Annotated in this window: 18 protein-coding genes; 11 read left to right on the top strand and 7 right to left on the bottom strand. The window is 53.5% G+C overall.

Annotated features, from left to right (window positions below):
• Positions 1-4: 4 nt before the first annotated feature.
• The 3 genes from U2W12_RS19145 to U2W12_RS19135 all read right to left on the bottom strand — a co-directional run bounded on the left by U2W12_RS19145 (position 5) and on the right by U2W12_RS19135 (position 4468).
• The gene (locus U2W12_RS19145) at positions 5-646 is read right to left on the bottom strand and encodes a YchE family NAAT transporter (protein WP_326502302.1); all 642 of its coding nucleotides are present in this window, start codon (positions 644-646) and stop codon (positions 5-7) included.
• A 73-nt stretch (positions 647-719) separates the two neighbouring features.
• Positions 720-3404 carry an MMPL family transporter gene (locus U2W12_RS19140; protein WP_326502301.1) on the bottom strand — a complete coding sequence of 895 codons (2685 nt, stop codon included), beginning with the start codon at positions 3402-3404 and terminating at the stop codon, positions 720-722.
• A 26-nt stretch (positions 3405-3430) separates the two neighbouring features.
• On the bottom strand, positions 3431-4468 hold the full coding sequence (locus tag U2W12_RS19135; protein WP_326502300.1) for an FAD:protein FMN transferase: 1038 nt from the start codon (positions 4466-4468) through the stop codon (positions 3431-3433).
• A gap of 391 nt (positions 4469-4859) precedes the next feature.
• Here U2W12_RS19135 and U2W12_RS19130 point away from each other — a divergent pair, with 391 nt between their 5' ends.
• From U2W12_RS19130 to tatA, 3 genes are all read left to right on the top strand, one after another.
• Positions 4860-6197, top strand: coding sequence for a hemolysin family protein (locus U2W12_RS19130; RefSeq protein WP_326502299.1), 1338 nt, complete (start codon positions 4860-4862; stop codon positions 6195-6197).
• 16 nt (positions 6198-6213) lie between these two features.
• Positions 6214-7275 (top strand): AI-2E family transporter, encoded by a 1062-nt coding sequence (locus U2W12_RS19125; RefSeq protein ID WP_326502298.1) that lies wholly within the window; start codon positions 6214-6216, stop codon positions 7273-7275.
• 120 nt (positions 7276-7395) lie between these two features.
• Positions 7396-7605: a twin-arginine translocase TatA/TatE family subunit gene (gene tatA / locus U2W12_RS19120; RefSeq protein WP_326502297.1), complete on the top strand. Its 210-nt coding sequence runs from the start codon at positions 7396-7398 to the stop codon at positions 7603-7605.
• 140 nt (positions 7606-7745) lie between these two features.
• On the opposite strand, the gene nhaD is transcribed toward tatA, so the two are convergent.
• Positions 7746-9173 (bottom strand): sodium:proton antiporter NhaD, encoded by a 1428-nt coding sequence (gene nhaD / locus U2W12_RS19115; RefSeq protein WP_326502394.1) that lies wholly within the window; start codon positions 9171-9173, stop codon positions 7746-7748.
• Positions 9174-9627: 454 nt separating this feature from the next.
• Positions 9628-12444, bottom strand: coding sequence for an excinuclease ABC subunit UvrA (uvrA, locus tag U2W12_RS19110; RefSeq protein ID WP_326502296.1), 2817 nt, complete (start codon positions 12442-12444; stop codon positions 9628-9630).
• A gap of 866 nt (positions 12445-13310) precedes the next feature.
• Between uvrA and U2W12_RS19105 the strand changes: the two genes are divergently transcribed.
• The 3 genes from U2W12_RS19105 (at position 13311) to U2W12_RS19095 (ending at position 16083) form a co-directional block, all read left to right on the top strand.
• Positions 13311-14864, top strand: coding sequence for a DNRLRE domain-containing protein (locus U2W12_RS19105; protein ID WP_326502295.1), 1554 nt, complete (start codon positions 13311-13313; stop codon positions 14862-14864).
• 92 nt (positions 14865-14956) lie between these two features.
• A complete protein-coding gene (locus U2W12_RS19100) occupies positions 14957-15490 on the top strand; it encodes a tail fiber protein (RefSeq protein ID WP_326502294.1) in 534 nt (177 codons plus the stop codon).
• An 80-nt stretch (positions 15491-15570) separates the two neighbouring features.
• Positions 15571-16083, top strand: coding sequence for a GNAT family N-acetyltransferase (locus U2W12_RS19095; RefSeq protein ID WP_326502293.1), 513 nt, complete (start codon positions 15571-15573; stop codon positions 16081-16083).
• A 91-nt stretch (positions 16084-16174) separates the two neighbouring features.
• Here U2W12_RS19095 and U2W12_RS19090 read toward each other — a convergent pair whose 3' ends face one another.
• The gene (locus tag U2W12_RS19090; RefSeq protein ID WP_326502292.1) at positions 16175-16375 is read right to left on the bottom strand and encodes a hypothetical protein; all 201 of its coding nucleotides are present in this window, start codon (positions 16373-16375) and stop codon (positions 16175-16177) included.
• A 62-nt stretch (positions 16376-16437) separates the two neighbouring features.
• A complete protein-coding gene (locus tag U2W12_RS19085; RefSeq protein ID WP_326502291.1) occupies positions 16438-16563 on the bottom strand; it encodes a hypothetical protein in 126 nt (41 codons plus the stop codon).
• A gap of 254 nt (positions 16564-16817) precedes the next feature.
• Between U2W12_RS19085 and U2W12_RS19080 the strand changes: the two genes are divergently transcribed.
• The 5 genes from U2W12_RS19080 (at position 16818) to U2W12_RS19060 (ending at position 21162) form a co-directional block, all read left to right on the top strand.
• Positions 16818-17237: a hypothetical protein gene (locus tag U2W12_RS19080; RefSeq protein ID WP_326502290.1), complete on the top strand. Its 420-nt coding sequence runs from the start codon at positions 16818-16820 to the stop codon at positions 17235-17237.
• A 100-nt stretch (positions 17238-17337) separates the two neighbouring features.
• Positions 17338-18132 carry an RMD1 family protein gene (locus U2W12_RS19075; protein WP_326502289.1) on the top strand — a complete coding sequence of 265 codons (795 nt, stop codon included), beginning with the start codon at positions 17338-17340 and terminating at the stop codon, positions 18130-18132.
• A gap of 7 nt (positions 18133-18139) precedes the next feature.
• Complete coding sequence (gene rlmJ / locus U2W12_RS19070) at positions 18140-19000, top strand: 23S rRNA (adenine(2030)-N(6))-methyltransferase RlmJ (RefSeq protein ID WP_326502288.1); 861 nt, start codon at positions 18140-18142, stop codon at positions 18998-19000.
• Positions 19001-19197: 197 nt separating this feature from the next.
• Complete coding sequence (locus tag U2W12_RS19065; RefSeq protein ID WP_326502287.1) at positions 19198-19950, top strand: hypothetical protein; 753 nt, start codon at positions 19198-19200, stop codon at positions 19948-19950.
• A 72-nt stretch (positions 19951-20022) separates the two neighbouring features.
• Complete coding sequence (locus U2W12_RS19060; RefSeq protein WP_326502286.1) at positions 20023-21162, top strand: hypothetical protein; 1140 nt, start codon at positions 20023-20025, stop codon at positions 21160-21162.
• The last annotated feature ends 7 nt before the right edge of the window (positions 21163-21169 follow it).

Here is a 21169-nt window from a genome sequence, read left to right as displayed (position 1 = left end):
TACGTTAGGGATGGGCCGATAAAACAGGAAATAAACCTTTCAAACCGCTCGCCATGAATTCGATAGCCAGCGCCGACAGCACCAGTCCCATCAGCCGGATAAAGACATTGATGCCGGTCTGGCCCAGGCGTCGGGTTAGCCAAGGGATAAAACGGATTACTATCCATAAAATCAGTACGACCGCGAGGATGTCGAGGCTGATTAGCAGATAATGCCGGACACTGTCGCCCATTTGCGCATACAGGATCACCGTACTGATCGCGCCCGGGCCGGCCAAAAGCGGCATTGACACCGGCACGATCGCGATTGACTTATGGTTTTCGAGCGTCTCCGCTTCCTGTCGGTTTTGCACTGTTTCACTGGTCTTTGCTTGCAGCATCGAGAGAGCCATTAACATCAGCAAAATACCGCCGCTGATTTTAAAGGAGTTAATACTGATACCGAAAAAATAAAGCAAATCTTCGCCGATAAACAGTGATATAAAAAGGATTGCCGTGACCGCCAATGCGGCTGTACTGGCGATCGCATTCAGTTGGGTGCGGCTGCCGCGCCCCACCATTCCGGCGATGATCGGCATTGCGCCGATCGGATCGACCACCGCCAAGAGAGTAATGAAGATTTTTATGTAGTCGGTGTATTCGAGCATGATTTATCTTCCCGCAAGGAATAACTTGCGGCGAGTGATTGTAAAGCTGCAATGCATTCTAGCCTTCGTTCGACTAGGCTATTTCCGAAGGCTTGGCAACCGGATGCATTCTGTGCTTGAACACCAGTGAGCTCAGCGCTGGCAGAACCACGAACGTGCAGGTCATGATCCAAAAAATACCGATCGTAATCACCAGGCCCATGCTCGCGATGCCCTGATGCGGCGAAAACGCCAGGCCCGCGAAACTCGACGCGGTGGTCAAGGCGCCGTAGAACATCGCCCGCGCGGTGCTCGACTGGTAGATGTTCTGCTCTTCCGACAGTGAGTGATGCAGTTTTTCGACCATGTGAATGCCGTTATCGACACCGAGCCCCAACAGTAGAGGCAGGGCGATGATATTCGCGAAGTTGATCGGCGTGTCGGTCAGCACCGTGCTGGCCATCGTAAAGAGTCCGGCCAGAATCAGCGGGGTCATGACCAGCAGGGTGTCGATCAGATTGCGCCGGATCGCCATCAGCAGCAGGGCGATCGTGATCAGCGCGATGATGATCGCTTGTTGAAAGGAGTTGATCACTTCCTTCATCGACTCCCAATACATGACCGGCAAATCGGTCGTATCCGGCGCGATCGCCTGAACGTCGGCGATGAACTTGGCCATGTTGCCGAGATCGTTCAAATCATACTTCGGAACGATCTGAATCCGGTACAGGCCGGTCTTGCTGAGCCATCTTTCCTTGATGTCCTGCGGCACGTCGTCGAGGGTCACTTCGCTCGCGTTCAGGCTCGCGTAAAGTTCGTTCATCACCTTCGGTAGCGTGCCGAGCAAGGTAATCTGCACTTGTTCGATGAATTGGCGGCGGCTGGTTTCCTGGCGCGCATCCAATTCGAGCAAAATGTCGCGCAATTCTTTGCGCAGATTGGTCAGCGATTCGATTTCCTTCGCGTCCTTTTTGGTCGGCAGGACCGTGTCGATCGCTTTGATCAGTTTAACGATGCCGGGTTCCGGCTCCAGGTCCGGCTGCAATTCGGGGAAGCGTTGCGGTTGCGCGCCGAGCATCAATGCGATTTCATCGATGATCGCCAACTTGTCTTCCTGATTGTCCGGCACGAAATCGAACAGGCTGATCGTTTTATCGACAGTATCGATCTTGGCGAGTTGCTGTTGCAAAGCTTTGGCTTTGCCCGCATCTTGCGCAAGGACCGTCAGGGTCATCGGGGACGTGTCCTTGTCCTTCATCAGACTCTTGAAAGCGATCACCGATTCGGTTTGGGGATCGCGCAGATTCAGCGGATTAAAGTCGGTCTTGACTTTGAAAACCAGAATGACCGACAGCAGGGTCAGCACCGCCGTCCCGATCGCAATCGGTTTCGCGAAATGCAGGGTCAGATGGGCAGATTTTTCCCCCAGGGTCGCCAGGGTCGGGTGTGTGGAATCTGCTTCTTTCGGCACCGAGACCGGTACGAACTTGAGCAGCAACGGTAATACGGTCAGCGTCACCAACAAACAAATGAACAAACTGGTGCCAGCCAAAAGACCCAGTTCCGACACGCCTTTATAATCGGTCGGAATGAAGGCGTACAGTCCAATCGCTGTGGTGCCGGCGCACAATAACAGCGACGGGCTGGTGCTGAGCAAGGTGCTGCGAATCGCACGGACCCTGTCGACATGATGAAGCAGGTTGTCCCGGTAGCGTAAACAGAAATGGATCGCGTATTCGACGCCGAGGCCGATATTCGAGACCGCGAATGCGACCGAAATCAGATTCAATTCCTTGACCGAAAACGCGGCGAAGCCGCCGCAAAACACCATGCCCAAGGCGAGCGTGAATAGGGTCGCCAATGTCAGTGCGAGCGAATGGTAGGCTTTCAACAGAATCACGAAAACCAGCACCACCGAGAAAATACTCGCATTGAAGGTGCCGGTGCTCATGCCCAGGAGTTCGTCATCCTCCAGGCCGACTTCGCCGGTGACCCAGACTTTGACCGCTGGCAGATTCGGCTCCTGAATGGTCGCGGCGGCTTTGCGGATCGCCTCGATCGCAATTTCGGCAGGACGAATCGAGGAATAATCGAATTTGGGGAGCACATTGATGAAGCCTTTGTTCGCGCTTGCCTTCGTGATTTTCTGCTCGGCGATCAGGTTTTCCCAGGACAACAGGCTATTTTCGCCGTTGATCCGCTTATGCAGGGCGGCATTGATCTTATCGATCAGCGAAGTCAGGTCGATCGGTACGCTTTGATCCTTGTTCGCGGAGGTCAGCGCATCTTCGAGGATCGAAAAAAAGCCGGTCAGATCCGGTTCCTTCGAAATCCGGCCGATGAAGGGCTGCGCCTGCGACAGGCTGTTCGACAAGGTTTGCAGATCGTCCTGTTCGAGATAGAGCAGGCCGTTGCGGTGGAAATACTCATTGTCGTTCGGAACGTAGACCGAATCGAAATTGGTCTTGTCCGCGGCGAGTAAACGGCCCAGGCGTTTGGTCGCCGATTTGGTCAGTTCGGGCGTGTCCGACTCGACCACCAGCAACAGCGTATGCAAATCTTTCGAGAAGTTCTGTTCGAACTTGCGGCGGTTTTGCTGAAACGGCGCATCGGGAGCGATCAGTTCCGCGGTATCGGTATTGATGCTTAAATGGCCGGCAGTGTATTGTATGACGCCAGCGACCAGCAGGCAGATGATCAGGAAGCTTTTGAACGGATTGCCTAGGATGCGATTCCCTACGGACGAGATAATGTGTTGTACGGTGGTTATGGAAGACATTGTGCGGGTGTCCTTGGTCCAGGCAATTATGGCTGGGTGAGAATATTTAACGTAGTGAACGAGTCTGTTTGCGATTCGAGTAACTGATTGTTCTGCAGCCGGATGAATAGCGCGGCGAGGTGTTCGGCATTGGCGGTTTTGATCCCTTGTTCCTGGCCGAGGCACAAAAGCGCGGTGGACCAGGCGTCGGCGATGACCGGATCGGCATGCGCGACCGTCACCGAGACCAGATCGTGCGTGACCGGGCGTCCGGTGCGCGCATCCAGGATATGGCCGTAGCGTTGGCCGTTCGCATCGAAATAATGCCGGTACGTGCCCGAGGTCATGATCGCGAGCGTGGCATCCTGAGGCATCGATAAAATTTTATGCAACTGGTGCTCGCCGGGCAGCGGTTTTTCGATTGCGATGCGCCAGGACGAGTGATCCGGCTTGTGGCCGCGGGTTTTCAGTTCGCCGCCGATTTCGACCATATAATCGTTCACGCCATGTTTTTCGAGCACGCGGCTGATGCTTTCAACGCTATAGCCTTGCGCGATCGAGGAAAGATCGACTTGTAACTCGGCTTGTTTTTTGCTCAGATGAGTATCATCGACGGGGGTCAGTTTCGCCATGCCGATCTGCTTCAGCGTATCGGCAATCGCTTTGTCGTTCGGAACGGACGGCCTTTCGCCATTAAAGCCCCAGAGCGTGAACAACGGCTTGATCGTCAGATCGTAGCAGCCTTGCGAGGCTTGATGCACGGCTGACGCGATCCGCGCCAACTGTACGATTTCGGGGCCGACTTCCTGGCTCCCGGTGTTGGCGCTGCGATTGAACACTTCGATAACCGAATCGGGGCGGTAATTCGAAAGTAGCTTATCGATAGTGGCGAATTCGTTATCGACCGCTTTTTTGACCGCTTGCGCATCGATGGGAGAGGCGGACCAATAACTGATATGATAACTGGTGCCTTGTGCAAATCCTTTTAATTGCTGCAATGCCGGTGATTTCGTACAGCCGGCGAGCGCAATGAACAAAAGCGTCGTCGTTACGCGGGACAAAACGGACGTAATACCGGTGTTCAATGTTGAGCGATGTCGATCGATAGTTAATTTTGATACAAAGCTTTTCGGGGCAAAATCGCCGAGCGCTGATTTAATCATTTGCTAATATGAATAAGGAATGGGATTGAATGCGAGTTTCCGACGGACGCAAACAATGCCGGCATTTACTTGAAGTCGCCGGATAATAACGCTTTTCAATCGAGGTCTCGCATTCGGTCGTAGGGTTTATTATAATCCGAACGGCATTTGGGTTTTTTAAAAAAATGAACGTTCGGCTAGCATGGCGTTCGCCATTAATCGTTTGCTTAATATAGCGGGACGCCATTCGCATTGACAACCCCCCTCAAGCCGTCTCAGTATCGATTGATCGAGGGCGGCATCCTGAAAAACTCGGAACGAGTTTTTACTCACTATGAATAATTTATTTTTGATTGCAATCGCGATTTTGCTCGTCGTCCTGAACGGTTTTTTCGTGGCGGCTGAGTTTGGCCTGGTCAGACTGCGTCCGACGCGTATCCGTGCGATCGCGAAGACGCAAGGCTGGCAGGGGCGGATGCTCGCGAAAGTGCACGCGCGGCTCGATGCGTATCTATCCGCCTGTCAGCTCGGCATTACGCTGGCTTCGCTTGGTCTCGGCTGGGTCGGCGAACCGGCGTTCGCCGAGCTGATTGCGCCCGGGCTGAGCCGACTGGGCATTGACTCGCCTGAATTGCTGCACAGTATCGCATTTCTGACCGCTTTCTCGGTCATTTCGTTTTTGCATATCGTGGCCGGCGAACTGGCTCCGAAGTCGCTCGCCATCCGCAGCCCCGAAAAGGTCGGACTGATCTGCGCCGCGCCGCTCTATGGCTTTTACCTGCTGATGTATCCAGCGATCCGGGTGCTGAACGTCAGCGCAAACTTTACCTTGCGACTGATTGGCATCAAACATTTAGAGGGTCATGATCCGTATTATACCGCCGAGGAACTGAAGCTGATCTTGCGCGGCAACCGGCGGAGCGACAAGTTTACCCAGGACGAATGGAATGTTTTGGCGAATACGCTCGATTTCAGCGAGTTGCAGGTTTCCGATCTGATGCGGCCCTTGCACGAAATGGCCGCGCTGCATGCGAAGAAGAGTTTGAATGATAATCTGCGGGCGGTCTGTCACAAACATTTTAGCCGCTATCCTTATTTCGATTTGAACGGCATCGACGTGCTGGGCGTGATTCATTTGAAGGATTTGTTTTTTGCGCAGCAGGAAGGCAAGGCTATCGACGATTTGCGCCAGTATCTCCGCCCTGTTCAATATGTCTCCGCGCATACCCCGGCGCTCGAATTGTTCAGAAATTTCCGCGCCGGCGCCGCGCATTTCGCGATCGTCGGCCAAAAAAAACGCATGCCGCTGGGTTTCATTACGCTGGACAATTTATTGAGCGCGATGGTCGGCGAGATTCGCGACGAATTCCGCCCGAGCGTCACCGAATGGACACGGCTCGATGATGGCACAATCATTGCCAAAGGCAGTGTGGCGATTTTTTCGCTGGAACGGATCTTGGGCATCGACATCGAGAACGAGGACCTCGAACTCGAAAACGAGGTGTCGGTCGGCGGGCTTATCCTGGCCAAACTTCGCGACATTCCGGTCGAAGGGCAGCAAGTCGAATTCCGTCAATTTGATGTGGTGATCGACAAAATGCAGGACTCGCGTATCTTAGAAATCCGCATTTTTCCGCATGTGCCGGAAAGCCTGGAGCATCCACCGGCATGAGGCCGGCGGTCCCAAGATGAATGATTCGCTAACCGACAAACCGACCCGCTTCTTGATACCGGGCATTTTGCTGACAGGCCTGCTATGGTTGAGTTACCAGGTGCTGCGCGAGTTTTTGCAGACGATCGCCTGGGCGTTGATCATTACCTATGTCATGTGGCCGTCCTATCATTGGCTCCGGCGCAAGCTGCATCACCGAAACACATTGAGCGCCGCGATCATGACCGGTATCATTTCGGCCACCATTATGCTTGCGCTTTACGGACTTGCGGATCTATTGCAGGACGAACTCAGGATGGCATATCAATCCGTCGTAAGTAATCTGCAGGATCCTGAATATCGACCGCCGGAATTTCTGGCCAAAATACCCTGGATCGGCCCCTATCTGCAGGAACAATTTGCTCAGTTGATCAGCGATCGGGCCGAAATGGTCGTGCAGATATCAGAATGGGCGCGGCAGTGGCTCGGTGAAGTGGCAAAGTTTATTGGGGGCATCGGCCATTATGTATTGAAGCTTTGCGTGATGCTGGTGATGCTGTTTTTTTGCTTCCGTGACGGCGATCGGGCAGTCGCGCAACTGCACCAGGGGTTGGTCCGTTTTCTCGGCAAATACCAGCATCTTTATTTGCAAGCGGCTGGTTATACAGTCCGCGCAGTCGTTTATGGTCTAGTTTTGGCCGCATTGGGGCAGGGAGTATTAGCCGGTGTTGGCTATGCCTTTTCCGGCGTTAGGGCGCCGGTAATGTTTGGGGCGGTGACCGCGCTGCTTGCCTTAGTGCCGATGGGAGCGACTCTGGTATGGGTTCCGTTAGGCATCGGATTAATCATCGCCGATCATCTTTGGCAGGGCTTGGCTTTGTTGGCGTGGGGGTTTCTGGTCGTCAGCACCGTTGACAATGTGATCCGCCCCTTGGTGATCAGCGGCGCCAGTCGCGTGCCGTTTCTTGTCGTGATGTTTGGCGTATTCGGCGGCCTGTCCGCTTTTGGCCCTGTCGGTTTATTTTTAGGGCCGGTAATTTTGGCGGTTCTACTTTCGGTCTGGCAGGCCTGGGTCAAACAACAGCGTCAGGATGGATAGCGGGGTGCGATTTCTGCGTGTTGCGGTAAAATAAACCGGAAACGGCTCAGTTTGGAGGCGCCGAGAAGGGGCCACTCAGTGAATCGCGGATGACTTGTTAACTTAACGTAGGTGGTAAAGATGGGAATCAGCGTTACCAAATTATTGATCGTGCTGGGCATCGCGATCGTGCTTTTCGGAACCAAGCGCCTTAGAAACGCCGGCTCCGATATCGGAGCCGCAATAAAAAATTTCCGCTCGGCGATCAAGGACGGCGAGGGCGACAGTGAAGAGCATGAGCCGGATTCGGCGATCGAAGGCGAAGTGGCCGACCGAAAGAAAGAGAAATAATTTTTGCCGGGTTACGCTGGATGGGCAGAGATTTGCTCCTGCAATCCCTGGCGGTTGCAGGAGATAAGGTAACGCCGCCACTTGGGGAGTCTAATGACAGAAGCGTTACCGGGGCCTAAGCTTGTAGCCCGGACCGAGTTTCACTCCACAAAATAACGCCCGTTAATCAAAAAGTGGACCCAGATACTTGCAAAAAAGCCCAGCATGATCGCCGGAGTGCATTTTAAATGGCTGGTAAAGGTATATAGCCCCTTGGTTTGCCCCATCAAACCGACCCCGGCCGCGGAACCGACCGCCAACATGCTGCCGCCGACGCCGGCTGTCAACGTCACCAACAGCCATTGTCCCTGGGAAATATCCGGTGCCATTGTCAGCACCGCAAGCATGATCGTGCCGTTATCGACGAAAGCCGATGCGAATCCGACCAGAATATTCGCTATGGTCGGGTTCATGCCGGCATACAGATGTTGCGAAGTCAGTTCCAGATAGCCGACAAAGCTCAAACCGCCGACTGCAAGCATCACGCCGTAGAAAAACAGCAGCGTATCCCATTCCAGATTGGCAACCTTGGAAAAGACATCAAAGGGCAAATCAAAATGTCGCTCTTTTTTGTGTTCCCACTCTTCCATTCGGTTCATGATTTTCATCGGGCCGAAATAATCGATATAGCCTTCCCTTACCACGGTCAGATTTTTGACTGCCAGATCCTTCTCGATTTGTTTCTCGGCTTCGTACTGTGCCGAGTCTTGTGCCGCGATCAGTTTAGGGGGAATCTTTTGCAGGTAATAGCTAAAGAATTTCAGGTAAGTCAACCCCAGCATCATGCCGGCAGTCGGCGGCAAGTGCAAAAAGTTTTCGAAACAGGCCGAGGTGATGATGGTCAGGATGAACAAGAATATGATCACGATGCCGCCGCGCTTCATCGGTTGCGATTCCTCGATCGGCACCGGACAGGCCTCGGGTATCCAAAAATACATGATGGCGGCCGGCACCACGAAATTGATCATCGCCGGGATCAACAGCGAAAAGAAGTCGCCAAAGGGCACGACGCCTTTTTGCCAGACCAGCAGGGTCGTGATGTCGCCGAAAGGGCTGAACGAGCCGCCGGCATTGGCGGCGACGACGACATTCACGCAAGACAGGGCGATAAAGCGTTGATTGTCCTTGCCCATCGCCAGGATCACCGATCCCATCAACAGGGCCGTGGTCAGGTTGTTGCAGGCCGAGGAAATCCCGAACGCCAGAAAGCCGGTAATCCAGAATAGTTGCCGGTAGTTGAAGTTTTTGTTTAATAGCCAGACCCGGAGGCGTTCGAATACGCCGCGGTCTTCCATCGCATTCAGGTAAGTCATCGACACCAGGATGAACAAAAACAGTTCGGCATAGGCTTCCAGCGTCGTTCGGAACGCCATGGCGGCTTTTTCGGTCATGCTGCCCCCGGCGTAAACGACGGCGATGATGACCCAGATCAGGCTGGCTGCGAACACCATCGGCTTCGATTTGCGCAGTTCGGTCACTTCTTCCAGCATTGCCAGAATATATGCGCTCACGAACAGCAGCACGATCATGTATCCAGCCCAATGATGCGTCAGATCCAGAGGCTGTTCGGTGTTCGTTCCGGTGGTTTGCTCGGATGCGAACGATAGAGCAGGGGACAGCAACCCTAAACCGATGAGGATCGTTTTGGAAGGCAGCGGCAAGCGAGCCGGCGTTCCTGTCTTAGGGTTCGGACGACAGCGATCGAGTAAATTGAGGGATGTATTCGAATAATTAAGTAGAACAAGGACAAATAAGCAGAATAAAATTTCAGAATACATAAGTCAGATATAAATGACAGAAATACTGGGTTTATTATATTAAATTGCGGTTTGACCGTCATGCAATTAAAGCCGCCGCTTGTGAAAGGCTTTCCGTCCGTGAATGCTAGCTGAAAGAGGCGCTTTACGGGAGGGAGAGCTGTGGCCGAAAGCTTCCTGCGGTATGATCAATGCTGCAGTGTTTTCCTTTTCAAGAGAACCGCCGTTATGCAAAAAAACGCCGCAGATAATGGCCGGTAAAAGAGGCCGGATGTTCCGAAATTTCTTTCGGCGTGCCTTCGGCTATCAGTGTGCCGCCGCCGTCGCCGCCTTCCGGTCCCATGTCTACTATCCAGTCCGCGGTCTTGATCACGTCCAGATTGTGTTCAATCACGATCACCGTGTTACCGTGATCACGCAGCGTGTGTAGCACCGTCAGCAGTTGCTTGATGTCGTGGAAATGCAATCCGGTGGTCGGTTCGTCAAGAATATACAGCGTTTTGCCGGTGTCGCGCTTGGACAGTTCCTTGGCTAGCTTGACTCGTTGCGCCTCGCCGCCGGATAGCGTGGTCGCGTTCTGGCCGAGCGTGATATAGCTGAGGCCGACTTCGGTCAAGGTTTGCAGCTTGCGCGAGACGGACGGAATCGCGCTGAAAAATTGGGCGGCGTCCTCGACTGTCATCTCCAGCACTTCATGGATCGTCTTGCCCTTGAAGCGGACTTCGAGCGTTTCCCGGTTGTAGCGCTTGCCGTGGCAGATTTCGCAATTGACGAAAATGTCGGGCAGAAAGTGCATTTCGACCTTGATCACGCCGTCGCCCTTGCAGGCTTCGCAGCGTCCGCCTTTCACGTTGAAACTGAAGCGTCCGGCTGTGTAACCGCGCGAGCGCGCTTCCGGGGTGCCCGCGAACAGTTCGCGGATCGGCGTGAACAGGCCGGTATAAGTGGCCGGATTCGAGCGCGGCGTGCGGCCGATCGGGCTTTGATCGATATCGACGACCTTGTCGAAATGCTCCAGTCCTTCGATCGCATCGCAAGGCGCGGGCAGGGCGCCGGCGCGATTGATCAGGCGCGCGGCCTGGCAGTACAAAGTGTCGTTCACCAGCGTCGATTTGCCGGAACCGGAAACGCCGGTCACGCAAGTCAAAAGGCCGATCGGAAATGCAATATCGACATTTTTCAGATTATTGCCGCGCGCATTACGGACGATGATCTGTTTGTCCTTATCGTTGGGCGTGGTCGTCTCGGGCGCATGAATGCCGGTCTTGCCGGACAGATATTGGCCGGTCAGCGAGGCTTCATTGTTCAGGATGTCTTCGAGTGTGCCTTGCGCAATGATCTGACCGCCGTGAATGCCCGCGCCGGGGCCGATATCGACAATATGCTGGGCGGCACGGATCGCATCTTCATCGTGTTCGACCACGATTACCGTATTGCCGAGATCGCGCAGCCGGAACAGCGTATTCAGCAGCCGCTGGTTGTCGCGCTGATGCAGGCCGATCGACGGCTCGTCGAGCACATACATCACGCCGACCAGGCCCGCGCCGATCTGGCTCGCGAGCCTTATGCGCTGGGCTTCTCCGCCGGATAACGTATCGGCGCTACGATCGAGGGTCAGATAGTCGAGGCCGACATTGACTAGAAACTCCAGGCGTTCCTGGATCTCCTTGATGATCCTGGCCGCGACCTCTCCGCGCTTGCCGGGCAGATTCAACGCTTGAAAGAACGCCAGCGCCTTGCGGATAGGAAAACGGGTCAAATGGTGAATCGGCAGATCTTCGACAAAGACATTGCGGGCCGACAGATTCAGCCGCGCGCCGTCGCACACGCTGCACGGTTTTTGCGAGAGGTACTTAGCCAGTTCCTCGCGCACCATTTGCGAATCGGTTTCGTGGTAGCGCCGTTCCATGATCGCGATGATGCCTTCGAAGCGGTGGCGCTTCTTTTTCGAGAAACCGAATTCGCCGAGCATCTTGAACTCGATTTCGTCCTCGCCGCTGCCGTACAGGATGACCGCCTGAATTTCTTTCGGCAATTCTGCAAACGGCGCTTCGGGGTCGAAGCCGTAATGCTTGGCGAGCCCGCAGATGATTTGGTAATAATACGCGTTGCGCCGGTCCCAGCCACGGATCGAGCCGCCGGCCAAGCTGATGTCCGGGTTGTGCACGACCAGTTCCGGGTCGAAATATTCGCGGACGCCCAGACCGTCGCAGCTGCCGCAGGCGCCTTTCGGATTGTTGAACGAAAAGATGCGCGGTTCGAGTTCGGTCAGACTGTAGCCGCAATGCGGACAGGCATAGCGCTCGGAAAACAGCAGTTCGGTGCCGTCGTCGATACAGGCTGCGATCGTCATGCCGTCCGCGATGCGCAATGCGGTCTCAAACGATTCCGCAAGCCGCAACGCAATGTCTTCGCGGATTTTGAAGCGATCGACGATCACCTCGATCGTATGTTTCTTCTTCAGATCCAGCGCCGGCGCTTCTTCCAGTTCATACACCACGCCGTCGATCCGCGCGCGGATGAAACCCTGTGCCCGCAAGTCTTCGAGCAACTGGCTGTGTTCGCCCTTGCGTTCGCTGACCACCGGCGCCAGCAGCATCCAGCGCTGCTCCGGCGGTTGCGCGAGCACCTGATCGACCATCTGGCTGATCGTTTGCGCCTCCAGCGACACCTGATGTTCAGGACAGCGCGGCGTGCCGGCGCGCGCATACAGCAGCCGTAAATAATCGTAGATTTCGGTAATCGTGCCGACCGTCGAGCGCGGATTATGCGAGGTGGATTTTTGCTCGATCGAGATCGCCGGCGACAAGCCTTCGATATGATCGACATCGGGCTTTTCCATGATCGCGAGAAACTGCCGGGCGTAGGCGGACAGCGATTCGACATAGCGCCGCTGGCCTTCCGCGTAAATCGTATCGAATGCCAGCGACGATTTGCCGGAGCCGGACAGCCCGGTAATCACGATCAGCCGATCTCGGGGCAAATCGAGATCTATATTCTTCAGATTATGGGTACGGGCGCCGCGGATGCTGATAGTGTCCATCAAGTAGTTCCGTGTATCGGGTTAGCCGCATACTATACGATCAAAAAGGGGGTAATTCAAACCAGACACAACAACGCGGAAATGCCGCCTTCGATTCCGAATACGCATATCACCAGGCCAAAGCAGGAAAACCAACCCAAACCGAATATTGTTCTATACTTAAAAGCGTATGGCTGGAAAAGTTGCTTGACATCGTTTAGGCGGCGTAGCCTTCCATCAGGAAAGTATCATAGAGGGCAGGCAAGTGGGTTTGTGGCATCTAGGCTTGATCAAAATATTCCAGCATTAAGGCGGTTTCCTCCCTATATTTAAATTCTCAAATGAGTCGATAGGCCAGCCGAATTCTCTCAAACAAAACGAAAAGAGAACGTCTATAGCGCGTATAGCGCGCAAGAATGCAGTTCGACAGTGCGGTTTTTCGTAGCCTTAAACATGACAACCGAGCATGAGAAATTCCGGGCCAACGAGGCGGCAAAGCTGAGTGTGATCGATTATTTGGCTTTTTATAACGGTAGAGGCGCACACCCATAATTTAAGTTAGCAATCGCCAGGCGAATTGGATCGAAATTTTTATAGGAAAAACAACATTAAGAATGTGTCCTGTTTCAGCGGATCATTACAGTTTTTACGTTTATTGTTCGTAGAGTATTCGAGAACCGTAGCGAAGTTACAGAGTATTTTAAGCAAAATATGAACATCAAATTTGATGCTTTTTTGCTTCAATGCAATTACGTCGCCGTCTTTTCTATAACAGTAGATTCTGGGGCTATTAATCCAGAGACCTAGCGGCTACTTTAAATGGTACGCGGCAGGGATTTTTGAGCAAATTTTACATTCGTTATGCACACTACATTTTAGGAGTTTTCATGCGCCCACCCCTCAAGCCCTTGAGTGCCGCCATTATGCTGGCAGGTTTTTCCCCATTTACCGCGCATGCGGCTTTTGTTCCGCCAATTGCCGACAGCTACACCGCATCGAGTTTTCCGAAGTCTAATTATGGCTCTGCCGCCCGCCTGAAAATCAACAACACCGCCGAAACGTTACTTCGCTTTGATTTGTCTACCTTACGGTCTGGAACGCTTTCCAACGATGTTGCCAAGGCGACCTTGTTTATATTTGTTAATAAAATCATCACTCCGGGGACATTAACAATTAAGCCAGTTACTACTGCGTGGACTGAATCGGGCGTTAATTCCAGCTCCTTGCCGGGACTAGGCGATATCGAGGTGAAGGAAATTCCCGTTGATCAGAGCGGTATTTATATTCCTGTGGATGTTACCAACCTGGTTAGGTCATGGGTCGCTACGCCCGCGGACAACTTCGGTTTGGCTATAGCACCCGATGTTGGAGCACCCGGCACTTCGGTTTTGATCGATAGCAAGGAAAATACACGCACAGGCCATGCCGCATTTCTTGAAATTGCCTTGACGGGGTCCGGGCCAGTGGGAGCAACCGGGTCGACAGGAGGTGTCGGCCCGACAGGGCCCGCTGGAACAACCGGCGCCACGGGAGCAGTTGGCGCCACGGGAGCAGTTGGCGCTAAGGGAGCAACCGGCGCCACGGGAGCAACCGGCGGCACGGGAGCAACCGGTGCCACGGGAGCAACCGGCGCCACGGGAGCAGGTGCCACGGGAGCAACCGGCGCCACGGGAGCAACCGGTGCCACGGGAGCAACCGGCGCCACGGGAGCAACCGGCGCCACGGGAGCAACCGGCGACACGGGAGCAACCGGCGCCACGGGAGCAGGTGCCACGGGAGCAACCGGCGCTACGGGAGCAACCGGCGCCATGGGAGCAACCGGCGCCACGGGAGCAGGTGCCACGGGAGCAACTGGCGCCACGGGAGCAACCGGCGCCACGGGAGCAACCGGCGCCACGGGAGCAACCGGCGCCACGGGAGCAGGCGTCACGGGAGCAACCGGCGCCACGGGAGCAACTGGCGCCACGGGAGCAGGCGCCACGGGAGCAACCGGCGCCACGGGTGCAACCGGCAGCAATGGCCCAACCGGCCCGACTGGCAACACAGGTCCCACCGGTCCCACCGGTCCCACCGGTCCGGGCGGCGGCGTTTTCATGGCCAAAACGACATTTATCCCCAGTAGTACAGTGCCCGCCTTTGCGCCAATATCGGGAATCCTTGGTGTACAAACTACGGAAAATGTCGCCCAAGAGATCATACCCCGAGCCTGCACACTGTCCAATCTGACTTCGAAAGCTTCCATATCAGTATCTATGACTGTCACCTTGATGAAAAATGGGGTTGGAACGGGCTATTCCTGCACCTTCAGTAGTTCCACCAGTTGCGGGGCTCCGGCTGGCTCCCCTGTTGCGCTCGTTGCAGGCGATTTGGTTGACTGGCAGTTTTCCGGTACAGCGCCGGGCGGGACGACCCAGGTTTACATCTCCGCGATCTGTCAATAAGCATTGGAGATCCAAAAAAGAGCTTGCCGACAATCCGCCGGACGGCAAGCCCTTCCACTTGATCCGGCGGCAAAACCAATGAGGAATACAAAATGGCAGAAGCATTTCTAGGCGAAATCCGCATGGTCGGTTTCAATTACGCGCCCCAGGGCTGGGCCCTGTGCGATGGACAGGTGTTATCGATCTCGCAAAACACCGCGCTCTTCGCACTGCTCGGCACCACCTACGGAGGGAATGGCCAGACCACTTTCGCGTTGCCCGACCTTCGCGGCAGGGTTCCCGTCCATCCAGGGCAAGGGCCGGGCTTGAGTCCGTATGTCCTCGGCCAAAGCAGCGGAGTGGAAGCGGTTTCGCTGAATGCCGCTCAAATACCGGCGCACTCCCATCCCGTTGCCGCTAATTCCAACTCGGGCGGCGCCGATAGCCCCATCGGCAACTTTCCCGCTGCCATTACCGATCCCAACTCGGGCGCTTCGATCAACGCATTCGCCACCACTGCCAACGGCGCGATGAACCCCGGAGTTGTCGGCGTCACGGGCGGCAGCCAGCCCCATACCAACCTCCAACCCTCTCTTTGCGTGAACTTCATCATCGCATTGCAAGGCATTTTCCCGTCTCGGAGTTAATTGACATGCCATAAGCACGCTTCCGTCTTCCCCGCGAGAGGGAGTGTGCTTTCATCCTGCTTAACCACGGATAATTGTTTATGGTTACTCTTGACAACCCGATCGCTTCCGCCGCGTTCGACCCTGCTGCAAGCACTCTTCGCGAGGAACACCCGGAGGATGAAACTTTTCTTCGGCGGCTGTACGCGTCCACTCGAACGGAGGAAATGGCTTGCGTTCCTTGGTCGGATGAACAGAAAACAGCATTTTTGGACATGCAATTCGACTTGCAGCGCGCACATTACCGGAGTTATCACCCCCAAGGAGAGTTCAAGATTGTACTGATTGGGCCGCGGCCCGCCGGGCGTTTTTATCTGGATCGTAGCGGTGAGGCTTTCCTGGTAATTGATATCGCTTTATCGCCCGAATATCGCGGGCTAGGCGTGGGTGGGCATTTGTTGGAAAATTTGTTGGCCGAAGCGAGAGTGGCGTCCACGCCGGTTCGCTTGCATGTGGAACCCTATGGCCGAGCCTTAAGATTGTATCAACGGCTTGGTTTCACTCCAATAGAAGTTCAGGGGATACGCTGGCTCATGGAATGGAAACCGGGTTGAGCAAGGCCCGCCTTTGAAAACCGCGCATTGAGCAATCGAGACGCTATGGTAAGCATCGGTCTGTGCATGATCGTCAAAAGTGAAGCGCATATCATTCGCCATTGACAGGAAAGTGTGGTGGCGCGGATCGACCGCGAAAATACAGGGCAACATTCTTCAAGATGCCCGTGTTCAAGGAATGCCGGTTTGTATCCATGTCGAATGCTTTAATTCGGCTCGGAATCTTTATCGTCGTCTGGGCTTCGTAAGGAGCGATTGAGTTGAAGTTAATGGCGGCATCAGGATCGGCCATCGTTAGTGTGCAAGGCGAGAGTCTTGTTTTTTTGCAGTTTAGAGGGGCCGGGAATCCCCATTCTACAACAAGGCATTTTCAGGATCGGACATTGCAAGATGGGAGAACTCGGGATTTTTCTGGCGCCGATCGGTAAGGATGTCAACGGCGTTCAATACAAAGCCATCTTTACCCGAATCTTTTCTCACGACTCTCCACTGATCCGCGCAGCGAATTAATTACCGCTTGGTTCGCTTGGTTGCATGGCCTAGACGCGGAATTATTATTCATTTCTGAGCGTTTCCCTACGAAATAGTTATGCTAAATCACGATTGTGAATATAATTTATCGGGTTGCGGAACGCATTCTCCCAAGAATGCCTCATGGACGGAAGGTGGTTTGGCCGACAATCCGGCTGAGCCTAAGGAATCCTGATAATAACAATGAAAAAGTGGAGAGAACGATGAGTATTTTCAAACGGCTAACAGTGACGGGGATGCTTTTTTCCTTATTCACTGTGAATGCTATCGATGCGGCGGAGCACCATAGCGGGCACGGCGGCATGTCGGGCGGCGGCGGAGGCACTGCAAGCCAGTGCCAGAAAGCAAGTCTGGAACGCTTCAAGCCGCCGCATTTGGCGAAGGTTGCGCCGGGATCGGAGTTTTCTTTTTATGCATTCAATATCGACAGCCCCGAACAGTTGTCCGCAACCGTCAAAAAAGAGCCTGTGGAATTGACGGCGGAATTCAAGGAGCCCTATTTTCTTGTCAAGGGAAGGCTCCCGGCTCATCTGACCAAGACGGCGGCTCGAATTGATATCAAGGCTTCCGCAAAATCAGCGCATTGTGAAGATGAGAAAGGCTGGCTGCTGATCATTGAATAATAAGTCCTCCTGTCTGGTGCGTAGCCTCGCGTGCAATATTTGCCGATTTTCCGTCTGTCGGATAATCTATTCCGGTTCTGTTTGTCGATGAGAGGCTCCAATGTCCGCTAACCCTCCTGTCAGACGATGCGTCGCCTATTGTTTGGCGCACCGTTTCCATATCGACGCATTGGCGAGAGTGCTCTCTGATTCGAGTCTTATCCGTTTGATCAAGGGAGCATTGCTGGTCGAAGAGAATGATACATACACGGTCATATTAGGCTACGGCGCGGTGGTGCACTGGAATGTCAGCCCGGAACGGCAGGCGGTGATCCATCGGTTGCTGTTGGCAAACGCGGAGCAGCCGTTGCCGTTAATTGAAGAAGATCATTTTACTTTCGCCTATGACTGTCCGGTCACGCGCATTGTCGAGGATCATATCGAACTCGAGTCGTCCGATCCGATTTTGATGTTTGCCTTGTCGCAGGGCATGGCGCAGTCGATAAAGCTGGCTTCTTTCGAAACTCAGGCCCTGCGCACGATCGATAATACCAGTTATATACCGAAATCGTTGGCCGACAAAGGCAGAATCAATATCAGCCGCCGCGACATTGCGAAAATCCGCGGCCAATTGTTTTTGACCAAGAGCGACATCATCGTCAATTACGATTTGCTCGATATTCCAGATTTTTTTTGGGAATACCCGGAATACGAAGACTATTACACGATCGCCGCCAAGTATCTGGAAATTGCACCTCGCACCGACGTGCTTTCGAAAAAACTGGAAACGATTCATGAATTGTTTGAAATGCTGGCCGATGAACAAAACCATCGACATTCTTCGCGGCTGGAATGGATCATCATCTGGTTGATCGCCTTCGAGATCGGTATGACGATTTACGATAAGGCGCTTTAGGATCGTTATGCTGAGCTATCGCCATGCCTTTCATGCGGGTAATTTCGCCGATGTGCTGAAGCATATAGTGCTAGTTCACATCATCGAGCATCTGAAAAAGAAGGATAAACCGTTTTGTTATATTGATACGCATGCGGGCGCGGGCATGTATGCCTTGAACAGCGAGCCGGCGTTAAAAAACCGCGAGTTTGACGGCGGCATCGCAAAATTGTGGCGGCAGGAGGGCTTGCCTGCGGGTGTGCGGCGCTATGTCGATGTGGTCGGGCAGTTCAATCAAGGAAATGAACTTCTGCGTTACCCTGGCTCTCCGTTAATCGCCGCAAGTTTGATGCGCAAGGATGACAAACTGTTCCTGTATGATTTGCATTCCACGGAATTCAAGTTCCTGCACGCGCTGGTCGAAAAAGACCGCCGTATAAGGACTTTCCATGCCGACGGCTTGATCGATTCCTTAGGCTTGTTGCCGCCGAGGGAGCGGCGCGGTCTGGTTCTGATCGATCCTTCCTACGAGCTTTCTAATGATTACCGCTTGGTCGCTGAAACCTTAAAAAAAATGCACAGACGTTTTGCAACCGGCACTTACGCGCTGTGGTACCCGGTTGTCGAACGGCAACGTATCCGCCGCCTGGAACGTGCATTGCAGGAAACCGGCATCGCCGATATTGCGTTGTTTGAGCTGGCTGTTGCCCCGGACAGCAAGGGCCATGGCATGACTGCCAGCGGAATGATCGTGATCAATCCGCCGTGGGCATTGGCGTCCGAAATGCGCCTAGAGTTGCCGTGGTTGGCTCAGGCACTGGGTGCTGAAGGGCGGGGCGGCCACAGAATCGTCAGTCTGGCACCGGAAGGCATCGATTACGCACCATAACGATCAATATTTTCTGTTTTTCAAATCCTCAGAACTTTCAGGAGACTGAGTGATTCTTGCCAAGGCTTAACGGTAGTGGCGACAGAGGGTGAATGCAGAGGTAAAACCGGGAGAGTAACAAAATAAAATTTAATTTCTGTGACCTATTTCACAACAACTATAGCGGCTAGCTGTTTTATCGGTAGCCCATTTGTAAATTGATAATAACGGACTATTCTTTTGATAACACAGTTGTCCATGTGATGAGGTCTGCCTTGAATACCGTTAGTGATCGCAATATTGATGAACCTTCGGCGTTAGAGTACGTTTTTGATAAGTTCACCGCCGGATTCCGCGAGTGGCCTGAATCGTCGGTGGACAAGCGTCTGGAGCGCTTGGCCTTCCGGGTTTCCAGAAAACCCAAGTCTTTGCGGGCGCATGTGGAGCGCATCCATTATTGTTTCAGCAATTATTTGAATGAGCAGTTGTATGCGGCGCTGATCGATTTGTTGATCGTGCTGAACAAAGCTGGCCGTGAACTGAGCAGGCGCATGATATTTGGGGCTAGGTCAAGACTTACGGAAAGTCAATTTCAAGCGCTGAGGCAGTATCTGAAAAATCAGGTAGGCGAAGAATCTTTGCCATGCAACCGTTTTTCATTGTTTACCAGGGGATTGCTGTCGTCTTCACCGCTTGTGCATATGGTCGAGGACGCGAGCGAAACCGAATATGATCCTTTGCAACTGGCCAGGGACTATGTCGAGTTTAGCCAGCTTGATGAAGCGGCCCGGGTGCTTGAGCAGGCCGTTCTGACGCGCCCGGAACGCGCTGAATTGCACCGCGAGCTTTTGTCGCTTTATCGATCGACTCGTGACCGGACAGGATTTAAGCGAGTTCATGAAGAGCTGACTCGTCTTGGCGCAAGTCTGCCGCCCGAATGGGCGCAGTTGCAAGATTTGTTAAAGGTTTGATCCATGTCGGAACATAATAAAAGACCATTAAAAGTTGCCTTGCACGGAATGGATGTCCGTAGTTGTAAAACCATGATGATGTTTTTACAGGGTCCGTGCAAGGGCGCAGCGACCGTTGTTAATGAAAACGACGCTGATGTCGATATTTTTGACGGCGATGCGCCAGTCTCAAAAAATTTATTGTCCCAACATTTGCAGACGGAAAGACAAAAGCCGACGATCGTGCTGTCTCTACAGGATTTTACACATGATGGCGCGCTCCAGGTCAGAAAGCCGGTGAAGACCGATGACATGTTGTCGGTGTTGAGAGAAGCTAAAATTTTGCTGGCGGAATTTGCTAAGAAAAAAGCCCAGAAACAGGCCGCTCCCGCCATGGCTACAGCGGTTGCCGGGGAAGCGGAAGAAGAGGAGGAAACCGGGGTTGAGCCGCAACCGCTTAAGACCTATGTACTGGATCAGAGCGAGCGTAAAAAAACCTCCAAGCATCAGACCGCGATGCGCTTCGATGAAAAAGGTTTTCAGGCCTACATCGGTTCGCTTCCTGACATTGATGTGAACGATCCGGCGCAATTTGCACAGGCGTCATATGACCCGAAAGATTATTTTCAGGGGTATATCCAATCCGCTTTTATGGTTTGCCGGGCCAAAGGCCAGATTTTGCAACTGCAATCGGGTTGGAAACCGATCATGATTTTTCCACATACTCATGAAGTCTGGCTTGACGCCGATGATCCCCAATTGCGGGCTTTCGCGGGAATTAAGCTGAACCCGAACTCTGCATCGAAGATGTCGATTAGTCCGGCGAATGCGCAAACCATGGGTTTGGGAGGCTCACTGGACAAGTTTCAGAGTATGGATGCGTTTTTATGGAAATTGGCCTGTTGGACATCAAAAGGCCGTTATCCTCATATGATCGACTACACACAACCGGTCTATTTGAAAAACTGGCCCAATTTTACCCGTTTGCTGATTACGCCGCATGCTCTCAGAATTGCGGCGTTAATGATGCAAGGGCCGAGGACGCTTACCAATATTGCGCAGGTGCTCAATATTAAGCCGCAATATGTGTTTGTATTCGCCAGCGCCGCTCACTCCCTGGGGTTGATGGGACAGGTAAAAAGAGAAGCCGATAATTTGGTTCAGCCGCCGGAGGTGAAGCCGAGCAAGGGACAGGGCTTATTGAGCCGTATCATGAATAAATTGCGTGGTTAACTCAGCA

Origin of the sequence: Methylomicrobium sp. Wu6 (assembly GCF_035916875.1) — a bacterium.
Taxonomy (GTDB): Bacteria; Pseudomonadota; Gammaproteobacteria; order Methylococcales; family Methylomonadaceae; genus Methylomicrobium.
The sequence above is the reverse complement of the archived record's forward strand: the minus strand, read 5'-3'. Positions and strand labels throughout refer to the sequence as shown.